This window comes from Rubritepida flocculans DSM 14296 (genome assembly GCF_000425365.1).
Lineage (GTDB): Bacteria > Pseudomonadota > Alphaproteobacteria > Acetobacterales > Acetobacteraceae > Roseococcus > Roseococcus flocculans.
The window spans coordinates 42422-61359 of sequence record NZ_AUDH01000018.1 but is presented as its reverse complement, the minus strand read 5'-3'; the positions used below and the strand labels follow the sequence as shown (position 1 = coordinate 61359).

20 protein-coding genes and 2 tRNA genes are annotated in these 18938 nt (G+C 73.9%); 10 read left to right on the top strand and 12 right to left on the bottom strand.

Going from position 1 to position 18938, the window contains the following annotated elements; translation table 11 throughout:
- Nucleotides 1-2: 2 nt before the first annotated feature.
- Complete coding sequence (locus H596_RS0113495) at nucleotides 3-887, top strand: hemolysin family protein (RefSeq protein ID WP_027285343.1); 885 nt, start codon at nucleotides 3-5, stop codon at nucleotides 885-887.
- Nucleotides 888-1068: 181 nt separating this feature from the next.
- On the top strand, nucleotides 1069-3522 hold the full coding sequence (locus tag H596_RS0113490) for a putative bifunctional diguanylate cyclase/phosphodiesterase (protein ID WP_027285342.1): 2454 nt from the start codon (nucleotides 1069-1071) through the stop codon (nucleotides 3520-3522).
- A gap of 99 nt (nucleotides 3523-3621) precedes the next feature.
- Here the strand turns inward: H596_RS0113490 and H596_RS0113485 are convergent, their stop codons facing one another.
- Complete coding sequence (locus H596_RS0113485) at nucleotides 3622-3882, bottom strand: hypothetical protein (RefSeq protein WP_027285341.1); 261 nt, start codon at nucleotides 3880-3882, stop codon at nucleotides 3622-3624.
- 131 nt (nucleotides 3883-4013) lie between these two features.
- Between H596_RS0113485 and H596_RS0113480 the strand changes: the two genes are divergently transcribed.
- Both H596_RS0113480 and H596_RS0113475 read left to right on the top strand, forming a co-directional pair.
- Nucleotides 4014-4535: a decarboxylase gene (locus H596_RS0113480; RefSeq protein WP_027285340.1), complete on the top strand. Its 522-nt coding sequence runs from the start codon at nucleotides 4014-4016 to the stop codon at nucleotides 4533-4535.
- The gene (locus H596_RS0113475; RefSeq protein ID WP_027285339.1) at nucleotides 4532-5134 is read left to right on the top strand and encodes a thiamine pyrophosphate-dependent enzyme; all 603 of its coding nucleotides are present in this window, start codon (nucleotides 4532-4534) and stop codon (nucleotides 5132-5134) included. The genes H596_RS0113480 and H596_RS0113475 overlap by 4 nt, the downstream gene beginning before the upstream one ends.
- A gap of 23 nt (nucleotides 5135-5157) precedes the next feature.
- Here the strand turns inward: H596_RS0113475 and H596_RS0113470 are convergent, their stop codons facing one another.
- From H596_RS0113470 to H596_RS21545, 6 genes are read right to left on the bottom strand one after another with little or no spacing between them, the layout of a single operon-like run.
- Entirely contained in the window at nucleotides 5158-5529 is a 372-nt protein-coding gene (locus tag H596_RS0113470; RefSeq protein WP_027285338.1) for a DsrE family protein, read from the bottom strand.
- Nucleotides 5526-6353, bottom strand: coding sequence for a HesA/MoeB/ThiF family protein (locus tag H596_RS0113465; RefSeq protein ID WP_027285337.1), 828 nt, complete (start codon nucleotides 6351-6353; stop codon nucleotides 5526-5528). The genes H596_RS0113470 and H596_RS0113465 overlap by 4 nt, the downstream gene beginning before the upstream one ends.
- A 17-nt stretch (nucleotides 6354-6370) precedes the next feature.
- Nucleotides 6371-6811, bottom strand: a complete 441-nt coding sequence (gene dut, locus H596_RS0113460) for a dUTP diphosphatase (RefSeq protein WP_027285336.1) — start codon at nucleotides 6809-6811, stop codon at nucleotides 6371-6373.
- Nucleotides 6808-7992 carry a bifunctional phosphopantothenoylcysteine decarboxylase/phosphopantothenate--cysteine ligase CoaBC gene (gene coaBC, locus H596_RS0113455; RefSeq protein ID WP_027285335.1) on the bottom strand — a complete coding sequence of 395 codons (1185 nt, stop codon included), beginning with the start codon at nucleotides 7990-7992 and terminating at the stop codon, nucleotides 6808-6810. Before coaBC ends, dut begins: the two co-directional genes overlap by 4 nt.
- Entirely contained in the window at nucleotides 7993-9336 is a 1344-nt protein-coding gene (locus tag H596_RS0113450; protein WP_027285334.1) for a glutamate--cysteine ligase, read from the bottom strand. It abuts the gene before it with no gap.
- A complete protein-coding gene (locus tag H596_RS21545) occupies nucleotides 9314-10078 on the bottom strand; it encodes a 16S rRNA (uracil(1498)-N(3))-methyltransferase (protein WP_051212994.1) in 765 nt (254 codons plus the stop codon). Before H596_RS21545 ends, H596_RS0113450 begins: the two co-directional genes overlap by 23 nt.
- Here H596_RS21545 and ubiA point away from each other — a divergent pair.
- The 4 genes from ubiA to H596_RS0113425 all read left to right on the top strand — a co-directional run bounded on the left by ubiA (nucleotide 10071) and on the right by H596_RS0113425 (nucleotide 12240).
- Nucleotides 10071-11006: a 4-hydroxybenzoate octaprenyltransferase gene (gene ubiA, locus H596_RS0113440; RefSeq protein ID WP_408735279.1), complete on the top strand. Its 936-nt coding sequence runs from the start codon at nucleotides 10071-10073 to the stop codon at nucleotides 11004-11006. The two genes, H596_RS21545 and ubiA, sit on opposite strands and share 8 nt — an antisense overlap.
- Nucleotides 11003-11644, top strand: a complete 642-nt coding sequence (locus H596_RS0113435) for a class I SAM-dependent methyltransferase (protein WP_027285332.1) — start codon at nucleotides 11003-11005, stop codon at nucleotides 11642-11644. Before ubiA ends, H596_RS0113435 begins: the two co-directional genes overlap by 4 nt.
- Before the next feature lie 32 nt (nucleotides 11645-11676).
- A complete protein-coding gene (locus H596_RS0113430) occupies nucleotides 11677-12090 on the top strand; it encodes a type IV secretion protein Rhs (RefSeq protein ID WP_245584013.1) in 414 nt (137 codons plus the stop codon).
- A gap of 73 nt (nucleotides 12091-12163) precedes the next feature.
- A tRNA-Pro gene (locus tag H596_RS0113425) sits at nucleotides 12164-12240 on the top strand.
- A 19-nt stretch (nucleotides 12241-12259) separates the two neighbouring features.
- Here the strand turns inward: H596_RS0113425 and H596_RS0113420 are convergent.
- A complete protein-coding gene (locus H596_RS0113420) occupies nucleotides 12260-13201 on the bottom strand; it encodes an alpha/beta fold hydrolase (protein WP_169579877.1) in 942 nt (313 codons plus the stop codon).
- 142 nt (nucleotides 13202-13343) lie between these two features.
- Here H596_RS0113420 and H596_RS0113415 point away from each other — a divergent pair, with 142 nt between their 5' ends.
- Nucleotides 13344-14351 carry an aspartate-semialdehyde dehydrogenase gene (locus H596_RS0113415; RefSeq protein WP_027285329.1) on the top strand — a complete coding sequence of 336 codons (1008 nt, stop codon included), beginning with the start codon at nucleotides 13344-13346 and terminating at the stop codon, nucleotides 14349-14351.
- A 15-nt stretch (nucleotides 14352-14366) separates the two neighbouring features.
- Here the strand turns inward: H596_RS0113415 and H596_RS0113410 are convergent, their stop codons facing one another.
- The 3 genes from H596_RS0113410 to H596_RS0113400 are packed head-to-tail and all read right to left on the bottom strand — an operon-like array spanning nucleotide 14367 to nucleotide 17267.
- Complete coding sequence (locus H596_RS0113410) at nucleotides 14367-15833, bottom strand: GTPase (RefSeq protein ID WP_027285328.1); 1467 nt, start codon at nucleotides 15831-15833, stop codon at nucleotides 14367-14369.
- A 20-nt stretch (nucleotides 15834-15853) separates the two neighbouring features.
- Nucleotides 15854-16516 (bottom strand): CoA transferase subunit B, encoded by a 663-nt coding sequence (locus H596_RS0113405; RefSeq protein ID WP_027285327.1) that lies wholly within the window; start codon nucleotides 16514-16516, stop codon nucleotides 15854-15856.
- A 13-nt stretch (nucleotides 16517-16529) separates the two neighbouring features.
- Nucleotides 16530-17267, bottom strand: a complete 738-nt coding sequence (locus H596_RS0113400) for a CoA transferase subunit A (RefSeq protein WP_027285326.1) — start codon at nucleotides 17265-17267, stop codon at nucleotides 16530-16532.
- A gap of 118 nt (nucleotides 17268-17385) precedes the next feature.
- Between H596_RS0113400 and H596_RS0113395 the strand changes: the two genes are divergently transcribed.
- A tRNA-Ala gene (locus H596_RS0113395) sits at nucleotides 17386-17461 on the top strand.
- A gap of 38 nt (nucleotides 17462-17499) precedes the next feature.
- On the opposite strand, the gene tldD is transcribed toward H596_RS0113395, so the two are convergent.
- Nucleotides 17500-18936, bottom strand: coding sequence for a metalloprotease TldD (gene tldD / locus H596_RS0113390; protein WP_027285325.1), 1437 nt, complete (start codon nucleotides 18934-18936; stop codon nucleotides 17500-17502).
- Nucleotides 18937-18938: the final 2 nt, after the last annotated feature.

Genomic DNA, 18938 nt, shown 5'->3' with positions numbered 1-18938 from the left:
GCATGCCCTCGGAGGGTTCCCAAGCCAGGCCGGAGCTGATCCGCCGCCTGCGCGGCCTGTTCGGCAAGCGCGAGGAAAGCCTGCGCGACCGGGTGGAGGAGCTGATCGAGGCCGCCGACGCCGCCTCCCAGCCCGAGGCCCGCACGCTGGACCGGCACGAGCGCGCGCTGCTCGCCAATGTGCTGAAGCTGCGCGGCGCCACCGCCTATGACGTGATGGTGCCGCGCGCCGACATCGTGGCGCTGCCGGTGGACCTCAGCTTCGCCCAGGTGCTGGCCGCGATCCAGCGCGAGGGGCACAGCCGCTATCCCGTCTATCAGGGCCAGCTCGACGAGGTGCTGGGCATGGTCCACATCAAGGACGTGATCGCCGCGCTGGGCCGGGAGGCGGAGTTCTCGCTGCGCGCGGTGCTGCGCAAGCCGCTCTTCGTCGTGCCCTCCGTGCCCGTGCTCGACCTGCTGCTGCGCATGCGCCAGGAGCGCGTGCACATGGCCCTGGTGGTGGACGAATACGGCGGCATAGACGGGCTGGTCACCATCGAGGACCTGGTCGAGACCATCGTGGGCGACATCGCCGACGAGCACGACGAGGAGGGCGCGCCCCAGATCCTCGACCGCGGCGAGGGGGTGTGGGAGCTGGATGCGCGCACCCCCATCCCGGATTTCGAGGCGCGCGTGGGCGCCGTGCTGACGGAGGAGGAGCGCGGGGCGGACATCGACACGGTGGGCGGCCTCGTCTTCACCCTGGCCGGCCGGGTGCCGGCGCGCGGCGAGATCATCGCCCATCCCTCGGGCATGGAGTTCCGGGTGCTGGACGCCGATGCGCGGCGCATCCGCCGGCTGCGCGCGCGCCGCCCCCAGGCCGGGCAGCGCAGCGCGGCGGAGTAGGGCGGACCTCCCGGCAGGGACCGCAGGCCGCGGCGCTTCACCGTCCGTTCACCGGCTTCGGCCAGCCTGCCCGCTGGCGGCCCCTGGCTCGATGAGCCCAAGCGGTCCGAAGGAGGGCGCAGAAGACACGATGGACGGGTTCCTCACGCCTGGCGCTGACGCGGTTCTTGACGCCTGCCCCTTGCTGTCCCTGGCCGGCATCGGCGCCTGGCGGGTGGAGTTGCCGCATGGCGCCCTTTCCTGGTCGCCGGTGACACGAGCGCTGCACGAGGTGCCGGATGGCTATGTCCCGACCATCGAATCCGCACTCGCCTTCTACCCGCCCGAAGGGCGCGAGCGGCTGCGAGAGCAGCTCAAGCGCTCCGTGCGGGACGGCGGAGGCTGGGATCTCGATCTCCCCTTCGTCACGGCACGCGGCCGGCCGCTGATCGTCCGCGTCCGCGGAAGGGCGGCGCCGGGGCCGCACGGCCCCGCGGTTCTCTATGGCACCATCGAGGACGTCACCGAGCGCGCCGCGCGCGAGAAGGAGCACGCCCGCCTCGCGCTCATCGTCCGGCAGATGACCACGCCCGTGCTCATCACCGACGCGGCGGGGCGCACCGAATGGGTGAACGAGGCCTTCGAGCGGGTGACGGGCTACTCGCTGGACGAGCTGCGCGGCCGCACCCCCGGCTCGGTGCTGCAGGGGCCCGAGACGGACCCGGAGACCGTGGCGCGCATGCGCGAGGCCGTGCGCGCCGGCGAGGGCTTCCGGGCCGAGATCGTCAACCACCGCAAGGACGGCCGCCCCTACTGGATCGAGATCAACGCGACGCCCATTCTGACGCCACAGGGCGCGCTCGGGGGCTTCATCGCGGTGGAATGCGACATCACCGCCCGCCGGGCGGCGGAGCAGGCCGCCGCCGCCGAACTCGCGCGTCGCACCGAGGCGGAAACGGTGCTGCGGGAGATCATCGACGCATTGCCCTCCGCGCTCTACGTCTGCAATCCGGAGGAGCGCATCATCCTCTGGAACGAGGCCTATACGGCCATGTTCCCGAGTCTCGAGCCGACGCTGCGCGCCGGCGCCACGCTCGAGCGGCTCATTGCCGCCGGCGTGGGCAGCGGCGCCTATGGCGAGGAAGTCGGCCCGCACACGCCGCCCGCGCAGCGCGCCCGATGGATCGCCGATCTGCTCGCGCGCATCCGCGGCGCCGGCACCGACAGCCCGAGCCGGGAAATCTCGCTGCCCGGCGGGCGCTGGGCGCAGGCGCGGGAGCGGCGCACGCCCTCCGGCCATCTCGTCTGCCTGCGCACCGACATCACCCGCCTCAAGCAGGCGGAGGCCGAGGCCCGGCGGAGCGCCGAGCAGGACGAGCTCACCGGGCTGTGCAACCGCCGCACCTTCCTGCAGCGGCTGGAGGCGGCGCTCTCGGGCCGGCGCGCGGCGGACGCCGCACCGGGCTGCCTCGTGCTCTTCGATCTCGACCACTTCAAGGCCATCAACGACACGCTGGGCCACCCTTTCGCCGACCGCCTGCTGCGCGAGATCGCCGATCGGCTGCGCCGCGCCACGCGCGCGGGCGATGTGCTGGCCCGCATGGGCGGCGACGAGTTCGCCATGCTGCTGCCCGGCGTCGCCAAATCGACCGATGCGCTGCGGCTGCTCGAGCGCATCCGCGCCGCCCTGCAGGGCCCCTTCGCCTGCGGGGCGCAGCGCACCACGCCCTCCCTCTCCATGGGCGCGGCCTTCTTCCCGGAGGACGGCGCGACGGTGGACGCGCTGATCCAGGCCGCCGACACCGCCCTCTACGCCGCCAAGCGCGAGGGGCGGGACCGCATCGCGCTCTTCGACTCCGCGCTGGCGCAGCGCATCGCGCAGCGCCTCGCGCTGGCCGAACGCCTGCGGCGGGCGCTGGCCGAGGGGCGCATCGAGGTCGCGCTGCAGCCCAAGGTCTCCTGCACGGACGGCTGCGTGCTGGGCTTCGAGGCGCTGGCCCGCTGGCAGGAGTGCGGCGCGGCCATCCCGCCGGCCGAGTTCGTCCCGGTCGCGGAGGAGCGCGGCCTCGCGCTCGCGCTCGGCTGGTCGGTGATGGAGAGCGCGCTGGACGCGCTGCGGGAGCTGCTCGCCGCCGGGCTGGAGCCCGGGCATGTCGCGGTGAACGTCGCCACCGCCCAGCTCCTCTGCGAGGATGCGGCCGAGCGCATCCTGGCCGCGCTGGCCGCGCGCGGCCTGCCGCCGCAGCGCCTCGCCCTCGAGGTGACGGAGAACGTGCTGCTCGACCGCAACGCCGAGCGGATCGGCCAGGTGCTGCAGCGCCTGGCGCGGGAGGGAGTCGGCATCGCGCTCGACGATTTCGGCACGGGCTACGCCTCGCTGCGGCATCTGCGCCGCTTTCCGGTGCGCTGCCTGAAGATCGACCGCTCCTTCGTGGCCGAGATGGATGGCGCGACGGATTCCGGCATGATCGCGCGCACCATCATCGCGCTGGCCCGCGGCCTCGGACTCGCCACCATCGCCGAGGGGGTGGAGACGGAGGCGCAGCGCGCCGCCCTGCGCGCCGCCGGCTGCACGGGGCTGCAGGGCTTCCTCATCGCCCGGCCCATGGCGACGGAGGAGGCGGCGCGCTGGCTCGCCCTGCGCAGCCCCGCCTAGAGCGGATCGCCCATCGCTGGAATCAGCCATGGCGTGAATCCGCTCGGAATGATGCGGCGAGAGCGGTTTCCGGTCATCCGGAACCGGCTCTGGCCTTTCCTACTCGCCCGAATACTGCTCGGCCAGAAGCTGTTCCTTGGCGAGCGTGACAAGGTTGAGCAGGGCGGCGGCAAGCTGGATCCGCCCCTCCTCCTCGTCCGCGGGATCGAGCGGGATGGAGTCCGCCAGCCGGCGCATCCGCCCCGCGAAGCCGTCCAGCATCAGGGCGGGATCGGGGGCGCGCCGCGCCTCGGCCAGCAGCAGCCGCGCCACCACCGCCTCGAGCGCGGCGAGGCGCATGCGCGAATCGAGCGTGCTCATCGGGGGCTCCTCCTTGCCTGGGCGCGCCATGCTGCGCGCGAAGGGCGGGGCGCGTCCATCGGGGGGCGCTTCCCAAGCCGCGCGCGAGGCGTAGGCTCGGCGCCGGATCGAACGACGCGGAGCCCCCTTCCATGACCACGCCCGCCGCAGCCACCTGGCACGGCGCCCTGCTCGCGGCCTTCAAGGCGCAGGAGCTGCGCCTGCTGCCCTATGTGCCGGACAATGTGCTCAAGCCGCTGATCGCCGCGGCCGAGGCCGATCCCTTCTTCACCGCCTTTCCCGTGGCGCGGGAGGAGGAGGCGGTGGGCATCGTCGCCGGCGGAGTGATGGCCGGCATGCGCGGCGCGGCGCTGATGCAGACCTCGGGCTTCGCCACCCTTCCCAACGCGCTCGCCTCACTCGCCTGCGCCTTCCAGATCCCGGTGGTGACGGTGGTGAGCGAGCGCGGCACGCTGGGCGAGTTCAACCCGGGCCAGGCCATCGTCTGCCGCACCATGCGGCCCATCCTCGACAGCATGGGCATCGAACACCACACCCTCACGCGGCTCGACGAGGCCGGCTTCATCGCCGAGCGCGCGCTGAAACAGGCCTTCGCCACGCGCTGGCCCGCCTGCCTCATCCTCTCCCCCCTGCTGACGGCCCGCCCGCAATGACCGAGACCCGCCCCAACACGCAGGTGATGAACCGCGCGGCGCTGACGCGGCGCATCGTGGGCCGCTGCACGCGCGGCGAGGCGATCATCGGCGGCATCGGCAACTCCAACTGGGATCTCTGGGGCGCCGGCCACCGCGAGGAGAACTTCTACATGCTGGGCAGCATGGGCCTCGCCGCGCCCATCGCGCTCGGCGTGGCGCTTGCCCAGCCGCAGCGGCGCGTGCTGGCGCTGGAAGGCGATGGTTCGCTGCTGATGCAGCTCGGCTGCCTCTCCACCATCGCAGCGCGCGCGCCGCGCAACCTCATCCTGGTGCTGTGGGACAATGGCAGCTACCAGATCACCGGCGGCCAGGGCACGCCCGCCGCGCGCGCGGGGACGGACTTCATCGCCATCGCGCGCGCCAGCGGCATCGCGAAGGCGCATTGGGCCGCGGACGAGGCGGAGTTCGACGCGCTGCTGGCCGAGGCGCTGGGCGCCGACGGCCCGCATGTGATCGGCGCGCGCATCGACCAGGCGCCCGGCCGCGACCAGACCCCGCGCGAGCCGGTGCGCTTCGCCATGAGTTTCACCGCCGCCATGGCGCGGCCCGTCGGATAGGGGTGGGGGTCTCGTCGCCAGTCTCAGAGCGTCACCACCGGCCCCTCGCCCGTTGCGGCGAGGAAGGTGACGAGGCCCGCCACCTCCACCCCCGGCGCCAGCGCGGCGGCCGAAAGCCCCTCGACGCGCAGCCCCGCCTCGCAGGCGATGCGCCGCACGCCGAGCGCGGCCGCCGCCTCCGAAAGCTCCGCCAGGGTGGCCACGCCCGCCGCGCGCAGCGCGGCCTCGCGCGGGTCCTCGCGCAGCGGCGTCGGCTCGAGGAAGAGGCGGCAGCCCGCATTGGTGGCGAAGAGCGTCACGCGCCGCCCGATCGCCGCCGCCGCCGCCGCCGTCATCAGCGCATAATGCGCGCGCTCATGCCCGCCCGAGATCAGCAGCACGCCGAGCGCGCTCACGGCGCGGCGCAGACCAGCGGGGAGGCGCCCGCATGCGCGGAGAGGTCGCGGATGGTCGCGCGCTCGCCGCACAGGGCGCAGGCGGGGTCGCGCCGCAGCTTCACGATGCGGAAGCGCATGTCCAGCGCGTCCCACAGCAGCAGCCGGCCGGACATGCCCTCGCCGATGCCGAGGATGAGCTTCAGCACCTCCGTCGCCTGCAGCGTGCCCATCACCCCCACCACGGCGCCCAGCACCCCGGCCTGGGCGCAGGTGGGCACCAGCCCTTCGGGCGGCATCTCGGGGTTCAGGCAGCGGTGGCACGGGTGCGGCGCCCCCTCATGCGCGCGGAACACCGAGAGCTGCCCCTCGAAGCGCAGCACCGCCGCGCTGACCAGCGGGCGGCCGAGCAGGTGGCAGGCATCGCCCAGAAGGAAGCGCGTCGGGAAATTGTCCGTGCCGTCGCACACCACATCGTAGCGCGGGATGAGCTCCATCGCCGCCGCGGCGTCCATCCGGCGCGGATGGAGTTCGAGGCGCACCTCCGGGTTCAGCGCGCGCAGCGCCTCGGCCGCGGATTCCGCCTTGTTCATGCCGATGCGCGCCGTGCTGTGCGCCACCTGGCGCTGCAGGTTCGACAGTTCCAGCGCGTCATGGTCCACGAGGCCGAGCGTCCCCACCCCCGCCGCCGCGAGATAGAGCGCGAGCGGCGAGCCGAGCCCGCCCGCGCCCACGATCAGCACCCGCGCGGCGCGCAGCCTGGCCTGGCCGGTCGCGCCCACCTCCTTCAGCAGGATGTGGCGCGAGTAGCGCTGGATGTCGCTCTCGGTGAAGTCGAGGTCCATGGGCGGGATATGGGGCTTCAGCGCCGCCCGGTCGAGCCGAAGCCGCCCGCGCCGCGCCGCGTTTCGGGCAGCACCACCACCTCCTCCCACGCCGCGCGGGTGACGGGGGCGAAGACGGCCTGGGCGATGCGCTCGCCGCGCGCCGCGCGGAAGGGCTCGGCGCCCGTGTTGAGCAGGATCACCCCCACCTCGCCGCGGTAGTCGGAATCCACCGTGCCCGGCGCGTTCAGCACCGTCACGCCATGCCGCAGCGCGAGGCCGGAGCGCGGGCGCACCTGCATCTCGTACCCCGCGGGCAGCGCGATGCAGAGGCCCGTCGGCACCAGCGCGCGCCCGCCGGGCGGGATCACCACCTCGCGCGCGGCGAGGAGGTCCATCCCCGCCGCGCCCTCGGTGGCGTAGGCCGGCAGCGGCAGCCCCTCCGCATGCGGCAGGCGCTGGACGAGCACGCGGATCATGGCGCGAAGGCCGCGATGCGCGCGACGAGCTGCTCGGCCACGCGCGCCTTCGGCATGCGCGGCCACTGCTCCACGCCCTGGCGCGTGACGAGATGCACCGCGTTCTCCTCCCCGCCCATCACATCGCCCGAGACGTCGTTCGCCACGATCCAGTCGCAGCCCTTGCGCTCCAGCTTCTCGCGCGCGTGCTCCAGCACGTGCTCGGTCTCCGCGGCGAAGCCGATGACGAGGCGAGGCCGCCGCGCATGGCGCGAGAGCGTGGCGAGGATGTCCGGGTTCAGCGCCATGGCGAGGGTGGGCGCGGCGGCGCCCGGCGTCTTCTTGAGCTTCTGCCCGGCCTCCTCGGCCACGCGCCAGTCCGCCACGGCGGCGGCGCAGACGGCGATCTCGGCCGGCAGCGCGGCCTCGCAGGCGGCGAGCATCTCGCGCGCCGTGGTTACGCGCACCACCGAGACGCCGGGCGGATCGGGAATGGCGACAGGGCCGGTGACGAGGGTGACGCGCGCGCCCTCCGCCGCCAGGGCGGCGGCGATGGCGTGGCCCTGCCGCCCGCTGGAGCGGTTGGCGATGTAGCGCACGGGGTCGATCGGCTCCTGCGTGGGCCCGCTGGTGACGAGCGCGTGCCGCCCCGCGAGAAGCCCGCGCGGGGCGAAGAGCGCGGCGATGGCCGCGCGCAGCGCCTCGGGCTCCACGAGCCGCCCCGGCCCGCTCTCCGGCTCGGCCATCGGCCCGTCATCGGGGCCCGCGACGCGCACGCCCCGCGCGGCGAGCAGCGCGATGTTGGCGCGGGTGGCCGGATGCTCCCACATGGCGGGGTTCATCGCGGGCGCGACCAGCACCGGCGCGCGGGTGGCGAGCAGCACGCAGCCCGCGAGATCATCCGCCAGCCCCTGCGCCATCTGCGCGAGGCGATTGGCCGAGGCGGGCGCGACCACCACCGCCTCCGCCCAGCGCGCGAGGCGGATGTGGCCGATCTCCGCCTCCGCGGCCCAGAGATCGTCCTGCACCGCCGCGCCGGTGATGGCGGCGAGGGATTCCTTCGTGACGAAGCGCGCGCCCCCGGCCGTGAGCACCGCGCGCAGCTCCGCGCCCTCGGCGCGCAGCAGCCGGGCGAGGATCAGCACCTTGTAGGCCGCCACGCTGCCCGAGACGATCAGCAGGATGCGCCGGCCGCGCAGCATCTAGAGCTCCGCGAAGGGCAGGGCGGCGCGCGCGTCGCCGCCCCAGGGGCCATGGTAGAGCTGGAGCAGGCGCTCCGCCTGGGTCTTGCCGCTCAGCGCGATCTCGTCGAGCGGGGCGAGATAGGCCTCCTCCCCCAGCCCGCGCGCCGTGAGCCCGTCGCGCGCGATGGCCAGCGCGTCGCGCGCCACCTCCTGCAGGCTCCGGCCGGCGATGCGCGCGGCGAGCCCCTCGCGCGGCGCATCGAGGCGAAGCTGACGGATCTCCTCCAGCGTCCAGCCGCGGGTCAGCGCGCGCGCGGCCTTCTGCGCCGCGTCGTCGTAGAGCAGCCCCACCCAGAAGGCGGGCTGGGCGAGCAGCATGGGCGCGCTGCCCGCATCCGCCCCGCGCATCTCCAGATAGCGCTTCAGGCGCACATCGGTGAACACGGTGGTCACGTGGTCCTGCACATCGCCCATGGTGGCGGGGATGCCGGCCAGCGCGGGCACGCGCCCGGCGATGAAGTCGCGGAAGCTCGCGCCCGCCACGTCGAGCAGCCTGCCCTCGCGCGCGACGAAATACATGGGCACGTCGAGCACGAACTCGGCGAAGCGCTCGAAGCCGAATCCCTCCTCGAAGACGCAGGCGGGGATGCCGGTGCGGTCGGGGTCCGTGTCGGTCCAGACGCGGCCGCGCAGCGAGAGGAAGCCCGAGGGCCGCCCCTCCAGGAAGGGCGAGCAGGCGAAGAGCGCGGTGGCGAGCGGCTGCAGCGCGAGCGAGACGCGCAGCTTCTCCACCATGTCCGCCTCGTCCGCGAAGTCGAGGTTCACCTGCACGGTGGCGGTGCGCAGCATCATGTCGAGGCCGAGCGCGCCCTTCAGCGGCATGTAGCGCCGCATGATCGCGTAGCGCGACTTGGGCATCCAGGGCATCGCCTCGCGCGCGACGAGCGGGTGGAAGCCCATCCCCGCGAAGCCGAGGCCGAGCGGCGCCGCCACCTCGTGCACGTCGCGCAGATGCGCGGCGAGCTCGATGCGCGTCTCGTGCAGGTTGGCGAGCGCCGCGCCGGAGAGCTCGAGCTGCCCGCCCGGCTCCAGGCTCACCGAGGCCGCGCCGCGCGTCAGGCCGATGAGCCTTCCCTGGTCCTCGATCGGATCCCAGCCCTTGGCCATGATGCCTTCGAGAACGGCGCGGATGCCGCGCTCCTCGTAGCCGGGCGGGGCCAGAGTGTCGCGCCGGAAGCCGAACTTCTCGTGCTCGGTGCCGATGCGCCAGCGCGCGCGCGGCTTCGCGCCCGAGGCGAACCACTCGGCGAGCTGACGCGCGGAGGTGATCGGCGTCGGATCAGCCTGGCCGGGATTGGACATCGGGTCGCTTTCGTTCCTGAACTCGGCATCGGGCGTCGAGCGAGAGCATGATCGCCGCGAGGCCCGCCACCAGCGCCGTCTCCGCGCGCAGGATGCGCGGGCCCAGCGAGGCAAGCGATACAAAGGGGCGCCGGGCCAGATCGTCAAGCTCGGCCGGGTCGAAGCCGCCCTCGGGGCCGACCAGGAAGCCGCAGGGCGCATCGAGCGTCGCGAGCCTGTCATGCAGGGGCGGCGCCTCCCGCCGCTCGGCGGCGACGATGAGCGGCGCGCCGTCCCAGCCATCGAGCCGCGCGTGCAGCGGGCGCGCCTCCTCCACCTCCGGCACGGAGAGGCGCTCGCACTGCTCGGCCGCGGCGCGGGCGATGGCCGAGAGGCGCTCGACATTCGCCCGCTCGCTCACGCAGCGGCGCGTCAGCACGGGCAGGATGCGCGTGGCGCCGAGCTCGGTGGCCTTCTCCACCGCCCAGTCCATCGCCTCGCGCTTCAGCGCCGCGATCAGGACGCGAATCTCCGCCTCCGGCGCGGGGGCGCGGCGGCGCGCCCCGATTCGCAGCGCGCCGCGCTCCTTGCGCAGGACGGCGAGGGTGGCGTCGAACTCGCCCTCGCGCGCGTTGAAGGCCAGCAGCGCGGCGCCAGGTGTGCGGCGCAGCACCACGCCCAGGTGATGCGCCTGCGCGGGCGTGAGCGCGACCTCCGCCCCTTCCGCCAGCGCGCCGGCCACGTGAATCCGCGGGATGGACATGCGCCCCTGTGCCGTGCTGACTGCCGCCGTGCAAGGCTACACCGACATCCGCAGCGGGGGGTGGGTCGCGCGGCTGCCCGCCGCCTGGCGGCCCTATGCGCTGCTGATGCGCGCCGACCGGCCCATCGGCGCCTGGCTGCTCTTCCTGCCCGGGCTCTGGGGCATCGCGCTCGGCGCCGCCTCGTGGGCGGAGGGCGCGTGGCTGACGCTGCTCTTCTTCCTCGGCGCCTTCGTGATGCGCGGCGCGGGCTGCGTGGTGAACGACCTGTGGGACCGCGACCTGGACAGGCGCGTGGAGCGCACGCGCGGCCGGCCGCTCGCCTCGGGCGCGGTCTCGCCGCGCCAGGCGGTGGCCTTCCTCGCGGCGCTCTGCGTCATCGGGCTGACGATCCTGCTGCAGCTTCGCGCAGCGGCGATCTGGCTCGGCGTGCTCTCGCTGCTGCCGGTGGTGCTCTATCCGCTCGCGAAGCGCGTGACGGATTATCCGCAGCTCGTGCTCGGCTTCACCTTCGGCTGGGGCGCGCTGATGGGGCCGGCGGCGGCCACCGGCACGCTGCCGCTCTGGGCGCTGCCGCTCTACGCCGCCGCCATCTTCTGGATCCTCGGCTACGACACGATCTACGCGCACCAGGACCGCGAGGACGACGCGCTGGTCGGCATCCGCTCCACCGCGCTGCGCTTCGGCGAGCGCACGCGCCCCTTCCTCGCCGCCTGCTATGCGATGACGCTCGCGCTGCTCGGGCTCGCGGGCTGGCTCGCGGGGCTCGCCGTGCCCTACTTCGCGGCGCTGCTGCTGCCGGCGGCGCTGCTGGCGCGGCAGGTCGCGGCGCTCGACATCCGCGACCCCGCGCATTGCCTGGTGCTGTTCAAGGCGAACCGCGAGGTGGGGCTCGCCGTCGCCCTCGCCATCCTGCTCGGGCGGATGTGACGGCGCGCGACTTCATCCGCGCGCAGACCACGGTGGCGGCCGCGCCGCTGGTGCCCGAGATCGCGCTGCACCTCGCCACCGAGATCACGCCCATCTGGCAGGCCACCGAGGCCTTCCTCGCCGCGCATGGGGTGGAGCCGCCCTTCTGGGCCTTCGCCTGGCCGGGCGGCCAGGCGCTGGCGCGCGCGCTCCTCGACGCGCCGGAGACGGTGCGCGGCCTCCGCGTGCTCGATTTCGCGGCCGGCTGCGGCATCGCGGCCATCGCCGCCGCCATGGCCGGGGCGGCGCGGGTGGAGGCCGCCGAGATCGACCCCATCGCGGCGGAGGCGGTGCGCCTCAACGCCGCGCTGAACGGGGTGGCGGTGGAGTCGCTCGCCCAGGACGTGGTCGGCCAGCCCGCGCGCTGGGACGTGATCCTCGCCGGCGATGTCTGCTACGAGGCGCCGATGACGGCGCACATCCTCCCCTGGCTGCGCGCCATGGCGGCGGCGGGGGTGCGGGTGCTGCTGGCCGATCCGGGCCGGGCCTATCTGCCGCGCGAGGGCCTTGCGCCCCTTTCGCGCCACGCGGTGCCGACCTCGCTCGAACTGGAGGACCGCACGCTGCGCGAGGTCACCATCGCCCGATTGCTGCCCTGATGCCGCCACATGGCCTCGGCAGCCTCCTGCGCATGTGGCCCGCCTTCCTCGCCGCCCTGCTGCTCTCCATCCCCGCCGAGGCGCAGACCCGGCGCGACCACGACGCGCAGGGGCGCTTCGAGGGGCGGAGCGAGCAGCGCGGCGGCACGCTGCGGCACTACGACGCGCAGGGGCGCAGCACCGGCCGCACCGAGCTGCGGGGGGACACGCAGCGCTTCTACGACGCCCAGGGCCGCGCCACCGGCCGGGCCGAGCAGCGCGGCGACACCATCCGCCAGTATGACGCCCAGGGCCGCGCCACGGGCCGCACCGAAATCCGCGGCGACACGCAGCGCCATTACGACGCCCAGGGCCGGCTGACCGGCCGCACCGAGACGCGCGGCGACACCCAGCGCCACTACGACGCCCAGGGCCGGCTGACGGGGCGTTCCGACATCCGGCGCTGAGGCGCGCGCAGCCCTGCCCCGCGCCCGCCCCCTTTGCCAAGCGCCCCCCGGGTGATAAAGGCCCCGGCACGGTCGGAGCGTAGCGCAGCCTGGTAGCGCATCAGTCTGGGGGACTGGGGGTCGTGGGTTCGAATCCCGCCGCTCCGACCATCCCGCCCCCGCCGGCGCGCTAACCGCGCGCGAAGGCCGCCAGCTCCCGGTTGAAGCGCGGCGCGTCCTCGAAGAAGGGGGCGTGGCCGATGAAGGCGTATTCGCTGAGCCGCGCCCCGGGCACGAGCGCCGCCGTGTGGCGGCCCATGCTGATGTCGGACACCTTGTCCAGCACCCCATGGGTCACCAGCACGGGCACATCCACGCGGCGCAGCCGGTCCTCGAAGGTGATGGCCCGCCCGCCCAGGCCGACGCGCACATGGCGCGGCACCATCATGTTGAAGGCCAGCATCACCTCGAAGTCGTTGGCGCTGGGCTGCACCTCGAAGCAGTCGCGCAGGAAGGCGATGGTGGCCTGGATGGCGGTGGCGGGGTCCGTGCTGGTCATGGCGCCCAGATGCCGCACCGCCCGGCCGAAGCGCGAGGTGTCGGCGGTGGAGCTGGTGGCCGCCACCCAGTTCATGCCGCGGATGCGCCCCGTGCCGTATTCGGTGATGTAGTCCCCCATCACCCGCCCGCCATAGGACCAGCCCACCAGCACCGGCCGGTCGAGGCCGAGCTGCGCGATGGTGGCCTGGATGTCGTCCGCCCAGAGCTTGCCGGTGCGGTAGTGCTCGTTGCCCACGGGCTTGTCGCTCATGCCATGGCCGCGCAGGTCGAGCGCCACCATGCGGAAGTCGCGCGCCAGCTCCGGGTCGCGGGTCTGGCGGTCCCAGGAGAGGGCGGCCTGGGCGTAGCCATGGATGAAGAGGATGGGGATGCCGTTCGGGTTGCCGTATTCGTAGGCGGCGAGGGAGAGCCCGTCCGGCGTGCGGATCGTATGCGCGCGATAGGGCAGCGCCGGGGCGGCCGGCGGCTGCTGGGGCTGCGGGGCCTGCTGGGCCTGCGCGCGTGTGACGCCGCCCGGCAGGGCGGCCGCGGTGGCAAGCCCCGCCACCAGGGTGTTGCGACGGCTGGGCATGCGGCTCGTTCCTCCTCTGCCCCGAAAGCCTAGACCGCCCCGCCCGCGCAGGGGAACGCCCCGCGCGCCCCAGCCATGCCGCGCGGGCCTTCCGCGCGGCGACGCGAAGCCGTAATGCTCGCCGCGCGAAAGGAGCCATGCCATGCGTGTGGGCGTGATCGGTGCCTCGGGCGCCGTGGGTCAGGAACTCGTCGAGGTGCTCGGCCGTCGCCGCTTCCCGGTGACGGAACTCAAGCTCTTCGCCTCCCAGCGCAGCGCCGGCACGAAAGTCGCCACACCCTTCGGCGAAGTGACCATCGAGGCCTTCAGCCCCGAGGCGGCCCGGACGCTCGACCTCGCCCTGCTCGCCGTCTCGGGCGATTTCGCCAAGCAGCACGCGCGGGCGCTCGCCGCCGAGGGCGTGGCGGTGGTGGACAACTCCTCCGCGCTGCGGCTCGAGCCCGATGTGCCGCTGGTGGTGCCGGAGGTGAACGCCGAGGCCATCGGCGAGGCGCGGCTCATCGCCAACCCCAACTGCACCACTGCCATCCTCGTGGTGGCGCTGGAGCCGCTGCGCCAGGCCTTCGGGCTGCGCCGCGTGATCGTCTCCACCTACCAGGCGGCCTCGGGCGCCGGGGCGGAGGGGATGGCGGAGCTGGAGCGCGAGACGCGCCGCGTGCTGGTCGAGGGCCAGCCCGCGCGGCACGAGGTGTTCGCGCACCCGCTCGCCTTCAACGTCATCCCGCAGATCGACGCCTTCCAGCCCAACGGCTACACGCGCGAGGAGATGAAGGTGGTCTGGGAGAGCCGGAAGATCATGGGGCTGCCCGATCTGCCCGTCTCCTGCACCGCGGTGCGCATCCCCACCATGCGCGTGCACGCCGAGGCCGTGACCATCGAGACCGAGCGCCCGGTGACGCCCGAGGCCGCGCGCGAGGTGCTGGCGCGCGCCCCCGGCGTGAAGCTGGTGGATGAGCCGGCGCTGCAGCGCTACCCCATGCCGCTGACCGCAACGGGCCAGGACGATGTGGAGGCGGGGCGCATCCGCGCGAATCCGGTCTTCGGCGAGCGCGGGCTCGACCTCTTCCTCTGCGGCGACCAGCTCCTCAAGGGCGCTGCGCTGAACGCGGTGCAGATCGCCGAGCGGATGAAACTGCCCGTCGCGGCCTGATATTGGCGGCGCGCCTCAGCCCCCGCCGAAAAGGCGCCGCGCGCCCTTCCAGGCGCCGCGGCCCAGCGCCTGCAGCTCGCGCAGCAGGGGGCGGCGGTGGTCGCGCTCGGCCAGCCGCGCCTCGCGCACCTGGCGGGCGCGCTCCCGCTCGGCCTCCAGCCGCTCCTCGAGCGCGTTGAGGTTCCAGGCCGCCATGCCCTCGGGCAGGGCGAGCGGGATCACGTCCTCCTCCGGCAGTTCGAGGGCCTCCGCGAGCGCCGCGCGGGCGGCGACCACCCCCGGGGCGGAGGCGCTGAGCGGGTGGCCCAGCCGGTCGCACCCCGTCATCGCCAGCAGGAAGGGCGGCACGCGCCGGCGTTTCTGCCCCGCCGCCCAGCCGCGCAGCGCGGCGAGCGCCTGCTGCTCGGCGCGCCGGTCCCGCGCGGTGGCGGAGGCCACCCAGAGGATCATGTCCGCCCGCCGCGCCTCGCCGAGGAAGCGCTGCTCCAGCTCGGCCGGCGGCAGCTCGGCCAGGATGAAGGCGGGGCGGCCGGGCGCCTCGACCAGATGCTCGCGCAGCGCGCCGCGGCTCGGCGCCTCGTCCACATGCGCGCGGGTGGCGCGGGCGAGCGCGTTGAGCAGCGAGGATTTCCCCGCATTCTCCGGCCCCGCCAGCAGCAGGCGCGGCGGGGGCTCGGCCTCGGCGGCGGCGGCGTCCTCGCGGATAAGGGCCGCGAGCTCGGAGGCCGAGCGGCGCAGATGCCCCGCGTAGAGGTCGATCGCCGTGCGGCCCGTGCGCAGGATCAGCTCCTGCGTCGCCACGCGGCGCAGCCGCTCGCCCAGCAGGTTGGCTGCCTGGCCGCCCAGAGCGCGGCTCACCTCCTGCGCGACGGCAACGGGCGGATTCTTCGCGAAGCGGAAGGCGCGCCACAGCGGCTCGCCGATCTTCCAGGCGGTGGCGGCGAGGGCGCCGTAGCGGTCATACTGCCGCTTGGCCCAGAGCACCCGGCTGACGCGAACCCGGCTCGCCATCGCCCCGTTCTCCAGCACCCAGCGGCGCAGCCGGCGCGAGACGAGCTCGCCCAGCAGCAGCGCCTCCGGCAGCGTGACATGCGCCACCGGGTCCGCCTCCTTCGGGTGGAAGTGGCGGGCGACGAGGACGATCGTCTCGCGCGCGAGCGATTCCGCGCGCGCCGCCTCCTCCCAGCCCAGCGGGGGCGTGGCCTCGGCCAGCGCCTTGACCTTGGCCCAGGCCTCCTCCTCCTCCGCGTCCCAGCGCGGATCGGGCGAGAGATCGGGCGCGAGGCGCGCCTCGGCGCGGCGGCGGACCAGCCGGCGCAGGGGCAGCCCCGCCAGCAGCAGGGCGGCGGAGGCGAGCGCCCATTCCAGCACCCGCCCCTCGTTCCAGAGCCAGACGAAGCCCAGCGCGAAGAGCGCCGCCCAGGGAAGCGCCAGCAGCAGCGCCAGCAGCGCCTCGGGCCAGAAGCGGCGCAGCCAGGTCACGGGCGCGCCGGGGCGGGCGTTCAGCCGGCCGCGGCCTGGGCCGGCAGGGCCACGGTGAACTCCGCCTCGGTCGCGGCGCGGATCGCCTCCAGCGTCACGCCTGGGGCGAGCTCGATCAGGCGCAGATCGGTGGGGCCGCGACGGGCCAGGGTGAACACCCCCATGTCGGTGATCACCATGTCCACCACCCGCTGGCCGGTCAGCGGCAGGGTGCACTGCTTGAGCAGCTTGGGCTTGCCGCCGGCGGTGTGCTCCATCAGCACGATGACGCGCTTGACGCCGGCCACCAGGTCCATCGCGCCGCCCATCCCCTTCACCATCTTGCCGGGGATCATCCAGTTCGCGAGGTCGCCGTTCGCGGCCACCTGCAACGCGCCCAGGATGGAGAGGTCGATGTGCCCGCCGCGGATCATCGCGAAGGAATCCGCGCTGGAGAAGATGCTGGAGGTGGGCAGCAGCGAGACGGTCTGCTTGCCGGCGTTGATGATGTCGGGGTCCTCGCTGCCTTCCTCGGGGAAGGGGCCGATGCCGAGCATCCCGTTCTCGCTCTGCAACTGCACGGAGATGCCGGGCGGGATGTGGTTGGCCACCAGGGTGGGGATGCCGATGCCGAGATTGACGTAGAAGCCGTCCTGCAGCTCGCGCGCCGCGCGCGCCGCCATCTCGTCGCGGGTCCAGGGCATGGGGCGTCTCCTCTCAGGCGGTCGGGTCGCTGCCGGCGGCGGCGGCGGCGCTGCGCGGGCGGACGGTGCGGTTCTCGATCAGCTTCTCGTAGCCCGGCGGCAGCGCGACGATGCGCTTCACGTAGATGCCGGGGGTGTGGATGTGGTCGGGGTCGAGCTGGCCGGCGGGGACCAGATGCTCCACCTGCGCCACCGTCACCTTCGCGGCGGTGGCCATGACCGGGTTGAAGTTCCGCGCGGTGCGCCGGTAGATCAGGTTGCCCTCGGTGTCGCCCATCCAGGCGTGGACGAGGGCGAGGTCGGCCACGATGCCGCGCTCCATCACATAGGTCTCGCCGTCGAACTCGGCGGTGGGCTTGCCCTCGGCCACGGCGGTGCCCACGCCGGTCTTCGTGTAGAAGGCGGGGATGCCCGCGCCGCCGGCGCGGATGCGCTCGGCCAGCGTGCCCTGGGGGTTGAACTCGATCTCGAGCTCGCCCGCGAGATACTGGCGCGCGAACTCCGCGTTCTCGCCCACATAGCTCGCGATCATCTTGCGGATCTGGCGGGTGCGCAGCAGCTTGCCCAGCCCCACATCGTCGATGCCGGCGTTGTTGGAGACGACGGTGAGGTTCTTCACCCCGCTCTCCTTCACCGCATCGATCAGCGCGGCGGGGATGCCGCAGAGGCCGAAGCCGCCGGAGTGGATCACCATGCCGTCGCGCAGCAGGCCGGCAAGCGCCGCCGTCGCGTCGGGATAGACCTTTCGCATCTCGCCAATTCCTCGCGTGCTGGTCGGGGGGAAGCTAGCCGCGATGCCCGGCGCAAGAAAGGCCGCGGGTGGGGTTGCGGGGCGCGGCGGTGGGGGCTATACGCCCGCCACTCCCCGGGGGGCCATAGCTCAGTTGGGAGAGCGCTTGAATGGCATTCAAGAGGTCAGGGGTTCGACTCCCCTTGGCTCCACCACCCCTCCCGCCCGGTCCTGACGCCCCGCCGAGAACCGGCTAAAGGCTCGTCCCGCCCACCGTCAGGCCGGTCATCTTCAGGGTGGGCTGCCCCACCCCCACCGGCACGCCCTGGCCGTTCTTGCCGCAGGTGCCGATCCCCGGGTCCATGCCGCTGTCATTGCCGATCATGGTGATCTTCGTCAGGGCGTCCGGCCCGTTGCCGATCAGCGTGGCCCCCTTCACCGGGGCGCCGAGCTTTCCGTTCTCGATGCGGTAGGCCTCGCTCATCGAGAAGACGAACTTGCCGCTGGTGATGTCCACCTGCCCGCCGCCGAAGTTGACGGCGTAGATGCCCCGCTTCACCGAGGCGATGATCTCGGCCGGCTCATGCGCGCCCGAGAGCATGATGGTGTTCGTCATGCGCGGCATGGGCGCATGCGCGTAGGACTGGCGGCGTCCGTTGCCCGTGGGCGCCACCCCCATCAGCCGCGCATTCTGCCGGTCCTGGATGAAGCCGCGCAGATAGCCGTCCTCGATCAGCACGGTGCGGGAGGAGGGCGTGCCCTCGTCGTCCACCGTGATCGAGCCGCGCCGGTCCGGGATCGTGCCGTCATCCACCACCGTCACGCCGGGGGCGGCGATGCGCGTGCCGATCAGCCCCGCGAAGGCGCTGGTCTTCTTGCGGTTGAAGTCGCCCTCCAGCCCGTGACCGATCGCCTCGTGCAGCAGGATGCCCGGCCAGCCGGGGCCGAGCACCACCTCCGTCTCGCCCGCCGGGGCGGGCTCGCTCTCGAGGTTCACCAGCGCCTGGCGCAGCGCCTCGGCCACGCCGCGCTGCCAGCCGCCATTCTCCAGCACGCGCGCATAGGCGAAGCGCCCGCCGGCGCCGAAGCCGCCCGTCTCCCGCCGGCCGCCCTGCTCCACCACCACGCTCACGTTGAAGCGCACGAGCGGGCGCAGATCGGCCACGCGCGCGCCGTCGGGGCGCAGGATCTGCACCGCCTGCCACTCGCCCGAGAGCGAGGCCATCACCTGCACCACGCGCGGATCGAGCGCGCGCGCATGCGCGTCCAGCTCCAGCAGCAGCGCCGTCTTGGCCGCGAAATCCATGGCGAGCAGCGGGTTGGCGGGCTCGTAGAGCCGCGCGTTGGTGGCGCGCGGCGCGATGTCGAGCACGCCCGAACGCCCCTGGCGCACCGCCTTCACCGTCTCGGCCGCGCGCGCCAGCGCCGCCTCGCTGATCTCGCCCGCATGGGCGTAACCCGCCGCCTCGCCCTGCACGGCGCGCAGGCCGAAGCCGCGCTGCACGTCGTAGCTCGCGGCGCGGATGCGCCCGTCCTCGAGGCCGATCGCCTCGCTCTCGCGGTATTCGAGGAAGAGCTCCCCGTCCTCGCAGCCCGCGGTGGCTTCGCGCAGCCGGCGCAGCGCGGTCTCAGGGTCGAGATCGGCGTGGAAAAGACGGTCGGTCGTGGAGAGCGGCGTGTCCAGCGGCATGG

Coding starts and splice junctions, on each gene's coding strand:
- H596_RS0113495 (WP_027285343.1), top strand. CDS start 3: ATGCCCTCGGAGGGTTCCCAAGCCAGGCCGGAGCTGATCCGCCGCCTG.
- H596_RS0113485 (WP_027285341.1), bottom strand. CDS start 3,882: ATGAGCACGCTCGATTCGCGCATGCGCCTCGCCGCGCTCGAGGCGGTG.
- H596_RS0113480 (WP_027285340.1), top strand. CDS start 4,014: ATGACCACGCCCGCCGCAGCCACCTGGCACGGCGCCCTGCTCGCGGCC.
- H596_RS0113475 (WP_027285339.1), top strand. CDS start 4,532: ATGACCGAGACCCGCCCCAACACGCAGGTGATGAACCGCGCGGCGCTG.
- H596_RS0113465 (WP_027285337.1), bottom strand. CDS start 6,353: ATGGACCTCGACTTCACCGAGAGCGACATCCAGCGCTACTCGCGCCAC.
- dut (WP_027285336.1), bottom strand. CDS start 6,811: ATGATCCGCGTGCTCGTCCAGCGCCTGCCGCATGCGGAGGGGCTGCCG.
- coaBC (WP_027285335.1), bottom strand. CDS start 7,992: ATGCTGCGCGGCCGGCGCATCCTGCTGATCGTCTCGGGCAGCGTGGCG.
- H596_RS0113450 (WP_027285334.1), bottom strand. CDS start 9,336: ATGTCCAATCCCGGCCAGGCTGATCCGACGCCGATCACCTCCGCGCGT.
- ubiA (WP_408735279.1), top strand. CDS start 10,071: ATGGACATGCGCCCCTGTGCCGTGCTGACTGCCGCCGTGCAAGGCTAC.
- H596_RS21545 (WP_051212994.1), bottom strand. CDS start 10,078: ATGTCCATCCCGCGGATTCACGTGGCCGGCGCGCTGGCGGAAGGGGCG.
- H596_RS0113430 (WP_245584013.1), top strand. CDS start 11,677: ATGTGGCCCGCCTTCCTCGCCGCCCTGCTGCTCTCCATCCCCGCCGAG.
- H596_RS0113420 (WP_169579877.1), bottom strand. CDS start 13,201: ATGCCCAGCCGTCGCAACACCCTGGTGGCGGGGCTTGCCACCGCGGCC.
- H596_RS0113415 (WP_027285329.1), top strand. CDS start 13,344: ATGCGTGTGGGCGTGATCGGTGCCTCGGGCGCCGTGGGTCAGGAACTC.
- H596_RS0113405 (WP_027285327.1), bottom strand. CDS start 16,516: ATGCCCTGGACCCGCGACGAGATGGCGGCGCGCGCGGCGCGCGAGCTG.
- H596_RS0113400 (WP_027285326.1), bottom strand. CDS start 17,267: ATGCGAAAGGTCTATCCCGACGCGACGGCGGCGCTTGCCGGCCTGCTG.
- tldD (WP_027285325.1), bottom strand. CDS start 18,936: ATGCCGCTGGACACGCCGCTCTCCACGACCGACCGTCTTTTCCACGCC.